Origin of the sequence: Streptomyces sp., assembly GCF_050698815.1 — a bacterium.
GTDB lineage: Bacteria > Actinomycetota > Actinomycetes > Streptomycetales > Streptomycetaceae > Streptomyces.
The window spans coordinates 1-9,091 of sequence record NZ_JBOHCV010000388.1; the positions used below are offsets into that span (position 1 = coordinate 1).

The following is a 9,091-nucleotide window of genomic DNA, read 5'->3' on the forward strand; positions in this document are numbered from 1 at the left end:
TGACCTGGCCGCACCGGGAGGCGCGGGCCGAGGGCACGGTGCTGCGGCGGTGGGCCGGGGACGGTGCGGTGCTGGTGCACGAGCACGATCCGGAGCGGTACGCGCTGCTGCTGGAGCGGTGCCGGCCCGGGACAGAACTGGGGCGGGCCGGGCACATCCCCGCCGAGGAACGGCTGTTGCTGGGGGCGGGGGTGCTGGATCGGCTGTGGGCTGCCGGAGAAGGGGACACTCCGCCGGACGTGGAACGGCTGTCCGACGTGGCGGCCGAGTGGGCCGGCCTCGCCGAAGAGCGCGCCGCGCGCCGCGACTGGCCCGCCGGTGTGGACACGGGTCTGTTCACTCTCGCGGCGGCCCTGCTGCGGGAACTCCCGGGCGGCGCCGAACGGGAGACGCTCCTGCACGGCGACTTCAACCCCGGCAACCTGCTGGCCGCCGAGCGTGCGCCGTGGCTGGCCATCGACGCCAAGCCGATGTACGGGGACCCGGCCTTCGATCCGTGGCGGCTGATCGAGCAGATCGACGATCCGTTCACTCATCCGGAACCGCGCCGCGTACTCACGCGGCGCACCGCCCTGGTGGCGGACGCGCTCGGTGAGGACGTGGACCGGGTGCGCGCCTGGGCCGTGGCACGCCATATGGAGCACGCGCTGTGGTCCGTCGACGAGTCCGCCCAAGAGGACGAAGCTCTGTCCGGCAGCACCGGGCTGCTGCGGCAGGCCCGCACACTGGCGGATGTCGCCGGGCTTTGAAGCCGGCCCCGGAGCGGGTGATCCCCGGAGGTCACTCCCCCGTCGCGCCGTCGGCCAACTCCCGTGCGACGTCCAGCTGTCCGACGTGCCGCGCGTACTCCTGCAGCAGATGGAAGAGGATCCAGGCCAGCGACGGCGCCTCCTCCTCGGTGGGGAAGCGGCCGCCCAGCCTGGCGTGGGCGTCCAGCCGCGCCTCGCGGACGATCTCGCGGGAACGGTCGCACTGGGCGCGGAAGGCCGCGATGGTCTCCGCCACCGTCACCCCGTCCGGCACCCGCCACTTGTCGTCGCCGCCCCGGTCGCCCCACGGGTCCGGCACCCGCTCGGCCTCGAAGCCCCAGGACAGCCAGCGGCGTTCGACGTAGGTCAGGTGCCGCACCAGCTCCAGCGGAGACCAGCCGGACGGAAGCCGGCTGCCGCGCAGCTCGTCCTCGGCGAGCCCGTCGATCTTGCGCAGCAGCGTATCCCGGTAGTAGTCGAGATAGCCGCGCAGCAGCGCGTGCGGATCGGCGAGGGCGGGGTCGGGCTCGCCGAGCGGCAGTGGGGGGATCGAGGCTGAGGCGTCAAGGGCGGTCACGAGAGTCCCGGTTCGTCGTAGGTGAGGGTACGGGCGTCCGCGTCCAGCACGGCCGGGACTCCCAGGGGAAGGGTCGGTGTAGAGGGGCCGTGGCCGAAGCCCAGTTCCTCGACGACGGGGACGCCCAGCGGTGCGAGCCGCTCCCGCAGCACCGCTCGCACGTCCTCATAGTCGCCGCAGTGCGCCCAGGAGCCCAGCGCGATGCCCGATACGCCGTCGAGCCAGCCCGAGCGGAGGAGCTGCGTGAGCAGCCGGTCCAGGCTGTAGGGCGGCTGATGGACGTCCTCCAGCAGCAGGATGCCGCCCGCGGCCGAGGGGCGGGCGTGGCGGGTGCCGCGCTCGGCGGCGAGGAGGGAGAGGTTCCCGCCGAGGGTGACGCCGTGGGCACGGCCGGGCACGAGGGTGCGGGTGGCCTCACCGGGGCCTATCTCGCGCACGGTCTCCGGTGCGAAGAGCGTGCTGCGCAGGTGCTCGCGCGTCGCGGGATCGTTGAGGAGGGCGTCCGTGGTCGCCGTCGGTGCGTGCAGCGAGGCGAGGGCGAGCCGCTGCGCCAGCGCCTCGTGCAGCACGGTCAGATCACTGAAGCCGACGAACAGTTTGGGGCCGGCGGCCCGCAGCCGCTCCCAGTCCAGCAGGTCCAGTACGCGCTGGGTGCCGTAGCCGCCGCGCGCGCTGATGACCGCCGCCAGCGACGGGTCGCACCACGCGTCCTGGAGGTCCCGTGCCCGGTCCTCGTCGGTGCCGGCCACGTAGTCCAGATACGGATGCCGCTCCAGCACATGCGGGCCCACGACGGGTTCCAGACCCCATTCACGCAGCAATTCCACGCCGGCCGTCAGCCGCTCCCGCGGCACCGGGCCGCTCGGCGCGACGACACCCACCCGGTCACCGGGCCGCAGCCGGCGCGGCCGGGTGAGCGGCTGTGGTTCCCGGGTCACCGGGTCAGCTCCAGAGCGGGCACGTCATCCCGGCTGACGCCGAACGTCTGTGCGTAGAGGGAGAGTTCGGCCTCGACCGCCCGGACGATGGTGTCCGCACGGCGGAAGCCGTGGCCCTCGCCCTCGAAGGCGCGGTAAGCATGCGGGACGCCGCGTCCGTCCACCCGCTCCAGGAAGCGGTCGCACTGCACAGGCGGGCAGATCACGTCCTCCAGCCCCTGCAACAGCAGGAAGGGCGCGGCGATCCGCTCGGCGTGCTGGAGCGGCGAGCGTTCGCGGTAGCGCTCGGGAAACCGGTCCAACGGACCGACGAGGGACTCCAGATACCGCGACTCGAAGTCGTGGGTCTCTCCGGTGGCCCAGCCCGTCAGGTCGAGGATCGGGTAGCTGATGGTCCCGCAGGCGTACAGCCCCTCGGCGGCCGGTGAGGTGAGGGAAGCGGCACTCGTCCAGCCGCCCGCGCTGCCGCCCCGCACGGCGAGCCGCTCCGGGTCAGCGCTGCCCTCCGCCGCCAGCGCCCGGGCGACTGCGGCGCAGTCCTCGACGTCGACCACGCCCCACTGCTCGCGCAGCCGGTTGCGGTACTCCCTGCCGTACCCGGTCGAGCCGCCGTAGTTGACCTCGACGACGCCTATGCCGCGGGAGGTGAAGTAGGCGATCTCCAGGTCGAGTACGAGTGGGGCCCGGCTTGTCGGGCCGCCGTGTGCCCACACCACGTACGGCGGCAGTTCACCCTCGGGGGCGGCGTACTCCGGGTGGTGCGGGGGGTAGACGTGGGCGTGGATGTCGCGCCCGCCCGGGCCGGTGAAGGTGCGCACCCGCGGCTGTGGATAGTGGGCGGGATCGACGGGATCCTCGTGCCGGGCGGCGACGACGAGGCTGTGTCCGCTGCCGGTGTCCAGCTCGACGACCTCGTAGGAGCTGCGCGGTCCGGCGGCGACGCCGACGACCCGGGTGTCGGACACCGCCACGGCGGCCCACTCCGTCCACGGTCCGGTGGCGTCCACGAGGTCGCCGGTCTCCGGGTCGAGGATGCCCAGCCGCATCGCGCCACGGCCGTGCAGCGTGGCGATCAGGCCGTTCGGCAGCGGCTCGAACCACTTCTGGCCGATGCGCCAGAGCCCGGCCGCGAACTCCTCCTCGCGTGGGCACAGGGAGCGCTTCGCCCCGGCCTCACCGGCGTGCCGGCCCTCGATGCCTTCGAAGCCCGCGAGATCGAGGCGCTGAAGGTTCCACCAGCCGGACTCGTCGGAGACCAGGAGCAGGGCGCCGTCGGGCGCCCACTCGATCTGCGCCACCGACTCCTCGGGACCGCCCGCCACGATCCGCACGTCGCTCAGCTCGCCCGCGCCGGTGATCCGGGCCGTCTTGACCACCGTGCCGTCCCAGGGCATGGCCGGGTGGTCCCAGGCGAGCCACGCGACCCGGCGGCCGTCCGGGGAGAGCCGCGGGCCGGTCACGAAGCGGCTCTCGTCGTCGGTCAGCTCACGGACCCGGCCGCGGTCCTCGGCGGCCGACCCGTCCAGCGGTACGGCCGCGAGCAGCCGTCGCACATCGGTGGGCCCCGCACCGGTGAACTCCTCGAGCACACACCACACTTCGAGCCCGTCTGCGCCGCCCGGCACCACCACCGGGTCACACCAGCGCAGCCCGTCCGGTGCCTGCTGCGCACCCGTGCCGAGTGGGGTGAGGGGGCGCGGCGCGGCCCCGGGCACGTCCGGCTCGTAGGCGTACAGCCGCTGGTCGGCGAATTGGGTGAAGACCATCAGCGGGCCGTCCTCGTCCCGCGAGAGACCGGTCCAGGGCAGTCCGCCGTACTCGATGACGCGGTTGCGCACGTTCCACGGGGCGGGCAGTACCGACCGCGCTTCGCCCTGCCCGTAGGCGGGCAGCCGCATCAGGGCGCGGCGGCCTCCCTCGCTCGGGCGGGGTTCGGTCCACCACATCTCCTCGCCGACGGCGCCGAGATACTCGGGCCGCCCGTCGTGCGAGGCGACGAGCCGGGCGTCGATCGGGGACGGCCAGCTGCCGTAGGGGGCGGTGGTGGGCGCCATGTGCGGTGTGCCTCCTGGGGACTGAGAGCGACAGCGGGGAACTACAACGCGAGCAGGGTGCGGTCGAGGACCCGGACGCCGAAGTGCAGGGCGTCGACCGGGACGCGCTCGTCCACGCCGTGGAAGAGCGCCTGATAGTCGAAGCCTTCGGGGAGCCTGAGCGGCGTGAACCCGTATCCCACGATGCCCAGCCGGGAGAACTGCTTGGCGTCGGTGCCGCCCGACATGCAGTACGGCACCACATGGGCGTCCGGGTCGAAGTGCTCCAGGGCCTCCCGCATCGCCCCGTACGCGGGCGAGTCCACCGGCGCCTGAAGGGCGACCTCCCGGTGATGGAAGTCCCAGTCCACGTGCGGGCCGGTGAGCCGGTCCAGGGTCTCCCGGAACTCCGCCTCGCCGCCCGGCAGCATCCGCCCGTCGACGAAGGCGGTGGCACTGCCCGGGATGACGTTCACCTTGTAACCGGCGTTCAGCATCGTCGGGTTGGCGCTGTTGCGCACGGTCGGCTCGACCAGTGCGGCCGCCGGGCCGAGCTCGCCGAGCAGCTTGTCGACGTCGAAGCCGGGTGCGTCCAGATCGGGTGCGGCCAGACCGCGCGCCGCCGCCAGCTCCGTCAGCGCGGCGCGCACGGTCGGCGTGATCCGCAGCGGCCATTCGTGCTCGCCGATCCGGGCCACCGCGGCGGCGAGCCTGCTCACGGCGTTCGCGCTGCTGACCTTCGAGCCGTGTCCGGCCGTGCCGCGGGCGGTGAGCCGCAGCCACCCGGTGCCGCGCTCGCCGGCCGCGACGGGGTAGAGCCGCAGCCCTCCCCCGGCGTGGAAGGTGAAGGCGCCGGACTCACTGATGCCTTCGGTGCATCCCTCGAAGAGTTCGGGATGGTGATCGGCGAGGAACCCCGAGCCGTAGTCCGCGCTGTCCTCCTCGTCCGCGGTGAAGGCCAGCACGATGTCGCGGCGCGGCCGCACACCGGCCCGGGCCCAGGCCCGGACGACGGCCAGCACCATCGCGTCGGCGTTCTTCATGTCGATCGCGCCGCGGCCCCACACCACACCGTCGCGGATCTCGCCCGAGAAGGGGTGCACGCTCCAGTCGGCGGGCTCGGCGGGCACCACGTCGAGATGGCCGTGCACGAGCAGCGCGTCCGCGGCGCGGTCGGTGCCCTCGATGCGGGCCACCACGTTCGTACGCTCCGGCGCCTTCTCCAGCAGGGTGGCTTCGATGCCCGAATCGGCCAGCCGCTCGGCCACATACTCCGCCGCGGCCCGCTCGGAGCCCTCGCCGCCGCCGTGATTCGTGGTGTCGAGGCGGATCAGCTCCGAGGTGAAGGTCACCACCTCCGCCAGGGCCCGGTCATCGACGTGCGCCGTCGCGTGCTCACCCATACGCTTCCTCCACCGCTGCCGAGACGATCGTCGTGACCGCCTTGAAGGTGCGGATTCCCTCGTACATGTCCGGCGAGGCATAGGCGACGCGGCGCTCCCCCGTTCGCGTCACCCCGGGCACCACTGTCGCCGCCCCGGCCAGATGCTCGGCGTCGAACTCCAGCTCCACGGTGTGCTCCTGCGGCGGGGACGGACGCACCCGCACGGCCAGCCCGGCCGCCTCCTGGGCCGCCGCCCTGATGTCCGCGCCGGTACGGCCCGGCGTACGGCAGACAGCGGCATACCGCGAGACGTAGTCCTTCACGGCGACCCCGAGGGCCTCGGGCGCGTAGCCCTTGGCGTCCTCCAGGGTGCGGTCGTCCCCCGTCACCAGGACCACCGGCACCCCGTACTCCGCGACGACCAGGGAGTTGAGCAGGCCCTCACTCGCCCGTACGCCGTCGGCCCACACGCCTGTGATCGAGTTGGCCAGATAGGTGTGCGCCAGCACGCCTTCGTCGCCCGCACCCGTGTGGTAGCCCACGAAGGCGATGCCGTCCACGTCTCCGTGCTGAACGCCCTCGACCATGCTGAGCGACTTGTGCCGGCCGGTGAGCATCTGGGCCCTGTCGTCCAGCTGTTCCAGCAGCAGGTTCCGCATGGTCCAGTGCGCCTCGTTGATCAGCACCTCATCGGCGCCGCCGTCGAAGAATCCCGCCACCGCCGCGTTCACATCCGAGGTGAACATAGGCCGGCAGCGCTCCCACTGGGGCGTGCCCGGCAACACGTCCGCAGGCCACGTGACGCCGGTGGCGCCTTCCATGTCGGCGCTGATGAGGATCTTCATGGCGGGAACGTTACGCGGTCGGCAAACGCCATGACACCCGTGTGGACAACTCCTGTGGTCTGAACCACTGGAGTTCCACCGTTCTGCCCTGTGACCAGCCGATCCGCGGGCGGAGCGACCGTCGGAACCGGCCGTCGGCGCTCCCCGGCAGGCGGAACGTTCAGGCCTTGTGCCCGAGTTGCAGATCGCGCTCCGTAGGGCTGCCGCCCGCGATCTGGAGCACCGTGGCGACCGGCGGATACCCGGCGGCGACGACGGTGTACTCGCCGGCGGCGAGGTCGACGAAGCGGAAGGCCCCGTCCGGCCCCGTGGTGGCGGACTCCACGACGTTACCGGCCGCGTCCAGAAGAGTGACCCGCGCGTCCTGGACGGTCCGTCCGCCGCCGGCCCGTACGGTCCCGCGCAGCACGGCTCCGCCCGCCAGTTCGACGTCCTGCCGCGTCTCGCGCGCCGCCTGTACGGAGACCGGCAGCGCGGCCGGCCGATAGGCGGGCGCACTGGCCGCGAGGGTGTACTCGCCGGCCACCAGGTCGTTGATGACGTAGTCCCCCTCCCGCCCGCTGCGGGTGGCGGCCACGACTTCGCCGCGTACATCGGTGAGAGTCACCGCGGAGTCCCGGACCGGGTGGCCCTCGGCCGTGAGCACACAGCCCGTCAGCCGCCCCGCGCCGCCCAGCAGGACGTCCAGTTCGACGGGACGTTCTCCCACCCTGACGCTGACCGCCTGCGGCTGGTGACCGCCCGCGGCGGCGATCAGGACGTAGGAGCCGGCGCCGGGCGTGCTCAGCGCGTACCGCCCGTCCTCGCCCGTCGCGCCCCGCCCGATCTGCCGCCCGCCGGTGTCGATGAGAGTCAGTGCCGCGTGCGGCACGCTGCTGCCGTCGTGGTGCCGCACGCTCCCGCAGACCGGAACGCCGCCGGTGCGCGGCGCCACGGTCGTGAGGGGCGCCGTCGTGGCGGTGGTGGCCGTCGTGGTGGCCCTGGTGGCGGTCTGCTCGCCGCCGGGCTCGGCGGTCGGCTCGGCGGTCGGCTCGGCGGTGCGTGCCTCCGGCACGGACGGGTTCTCGTTCACCGGTGGTTTCTCCTTCAGGAAGCAGGCGAAGACCAGGCCGAGCAGGAGTACCGGGACCAACCAGAGGAAGATCCGCGGCATGGCGTCCGCGTACGCCTGTACGTAGCCCTCGCGCAGCGGACCGGGCAGCGCGTGCACCAGCTGAGGGGTGAGCGAGGTGGGGTCGGGCAGGGTGCCGGCCGCGGCAGGCGGCAGCTCCCGTGCGAGACCGTCGGTCAGCCGCTGCGTGAACAGGGTGCCGAAGACGGCGGCGCCGACACTGCCGCCGATCTGCCGGAAGTAGTTGTTGGCGCTGGTCGCGGTGCCCAGGTCGGTCGGGGGTACCGAGTTCTGCACGGCCAGCACCAGCACGGGCAGCACGAAGCCGATGCCCAGCCCGAGAATGCCCATCCAGACGCTGTAGGTCTCCCGTGCGGTGTCCGGCTCCAGCCGGGACAGCAGCCACATGCCCGCGGTGGACAGCACGCAGCCCAGCACGGGGAAGACCTTGTAGTGGCCGGTACGGGAGATGAGCTGGCCCGAGAGGGTCGAGGCCAGGACGACCCCGCCCATCATGGGCAGCATCAGCAGGCCCGACTCGGTGGCGCTGACGCCGTCGACCATCTGCAGATAGCTCGGCAGGTAACTCGCGGCACCGAACAGGGCGATGCCGACGGTCGCTCCGACCAGACCGGTGATGTTGAAGACCGGGTCGCGGAAGAGACGCAGCGGGAGAATGGGCTCGCTGCACAGATGTTCGACCACGAGGAAGAGCCCCGCACTCAGCACCGCACCCGCGCCGAGTCCGAGGATCACGCGGTCACCCCACGCGTACTCGGTTCCGCCCCAACTGGTCAGCAGCACCAGGCAGCTGGAGAAGGCGCCGAGCAGAAGTGTGCCCAGCACGTCCAGCTTCGGGCGCCGGTGGGTGCGCGGCAGCTTGAGCACGAAGGCGATGACCAGCAGCGTGAGCAGCCCGAAGGGGACGTTGACGTAGAAGCACCAGCGCCAGGAGAGTTCGTCGGTGAACCAGCCGCCCAGCAGCGGTCCCGCGACGGAGGCGAGCCCGAAGGCGGCGCCGATCAGTCCCATGTAGCGCCCGCGTGCGCGCGGCGGCACGATGTCCGCGGTGATCGCCTGCACACCGATCATGAGTCCGCCCGCGCCGACGCCCTGCAGGGCGCGGAACGCGATCAGTTCCGTCATCGTCCGCGACCAGCCCGCCAGTCCCGAACCGGCGACGAAGACGACGATGGCGAACAGGAAGACGCCCTTGCGGCCGTAGAGGTCACCCAGCTTGCCGTAGACGGGCAGCCCGATGGTGGCGGCCAGCAGGTACGAGGTCACCACCCAGGACATCCGGTCCAGGCCGTGCAGTTCACCGACGATCTTCGGCAGCGCCGTGGCGACGATGGTCTGTTCGAGCGCGGCCAGCAGCAGGGCGAGCATCAGCCCGAGGAAGACGAACCGCACGCGGCGCGGGCTGAGTCCGGCCGGGGAGCCGTGTCCGGGCC

Annotated in this window: 7 protein-coding genes; 1 reads left to right on the plus strand and 6 read right to left on the minus strand. The window is 72.6% G+C overall.

Annotation, left to right across the window (positions count from 1 at the left end; translation table 11 throughout):
• A partial coding sequence (locus tag ACRDP3_RS14275; protein ID WP_431517299.1) for an aminoglycoside phosphotransferase family protein occupies nucleotides 1-749 on the plus strand: 749 nt, incomplete at its 5' end.
• Nucleotides 750-780: 31 nt separating this feature from the next.
• On the opposite strand, the gene ACRDP3_RS14280 is transcribed toward ACRDP3_RS14275, so the two are convergent.
• The 6 genes from ACRDP3_RS14280 to ACRDP3_RS14305 all read right to left on the minus strand — a co-directional run.
• On the minus strand, nucleotides 781-1,326 hold the full coding sequence (locus ACRDP3_RS14280; protein WP_431517300.1) for a DinB family protein: 546 nt from the start codon (nucleotides 1,324-1,326) through the stop codon (nucleotides 781-783).
• The gene (locus ACRDP3_RS14285) at nucleotides 1,323-2,264 is read right to left on the minus strand and encodes a S66 peptidase family protein (RefSeq protein WP_431517301.1); all 942 of its coding nucleotides are present in this window, start codon (nucleotides 2,262-2,264) and stop codon (nucleotides 1,323-1,325) included. The genes ACRDP3_RS14280 and ACRDP3_RS14285 overlap by 4 nt, the downstream gene beginning before the upstream one ends.
• Entirely contained in the window at nucleotides 2,261-4,318 is a 2,058-nt protein-coding gene (locus ACRDP3_RS14290; protein WP_431517302.1) for a prolyl oligopeptidase family serine peptidase, read from the minus strand. Before ACRDP3_RS14290 ends, ACRDP3_RS14285 begins: the two co-directional genes overlap by 4 nt.
• A gap of 41 nt (nucleotides 4,319-4,359) precedes the next feature.
• The gene (locus tag ACRDP3_RS14295) at nucleotides 4,360-5,700 is read right to left on the minus strand and encodes a M20/M25/M40 family metallo-hydrolase (RefSeq protein ID WP_431517303.1); all 1,341 of its coding nucleotides are present in this window, start codon (nucleotides 5,698-5,700) and stop codon (nucleotides 4,360-4,362) included.
• Nucleotides 5,693-6,526: a M55 family metallopeptidase gene (locus ACRDP3_RS14300; protein WP_431517304.1), complete on the minus strand. Its 834-nt coding sequence runs from the start codon at nucleotides 6,524-6,526 to the stop codon at nucleotides 5,693-5,695. The genes ACRDP3_RS14295 and ACRDP3_RS14300 overlap by 8 nt, the downstream gene beginning before the upstream one ends.
• Nucleotides 6,527-6,686: 160 nt before the next feature.
• On the minus strand, nucleotides 6,687-9,091 hold a 2,405-nt coding region (locus ACRDP3_RS14305), incomplete at its 5' end, for an MFS transporter (RefSeq protein ID WP_431517305.1).

Excerpts from the sequence above, each read along its gene's own strand:
- ACRDP3_RS14300 (WP_431517304.1), bottom strand. The coding sequence starts at position 6,526 with ATGAAGATCCTCATCAGCGCCGACATGGAAGGCGCCACCGGCGTCACG.
- ACRDP3_RS14290 (WP_431517302.1), bottom strand. The coding sequence starts at position 4,318 with ATGGCGCCCACCACCGCCCCCTACGGCAGCTGGCCGTCCCCGATCGAC.
- ACRDP3_RS14295 (WP_431517303.1), bottom strand. The coding sequence starts at position 5,700 with ATGGGTGAGCACGCGACGGCGCACGTCGATGACCGGGCCCTGGCGGAG.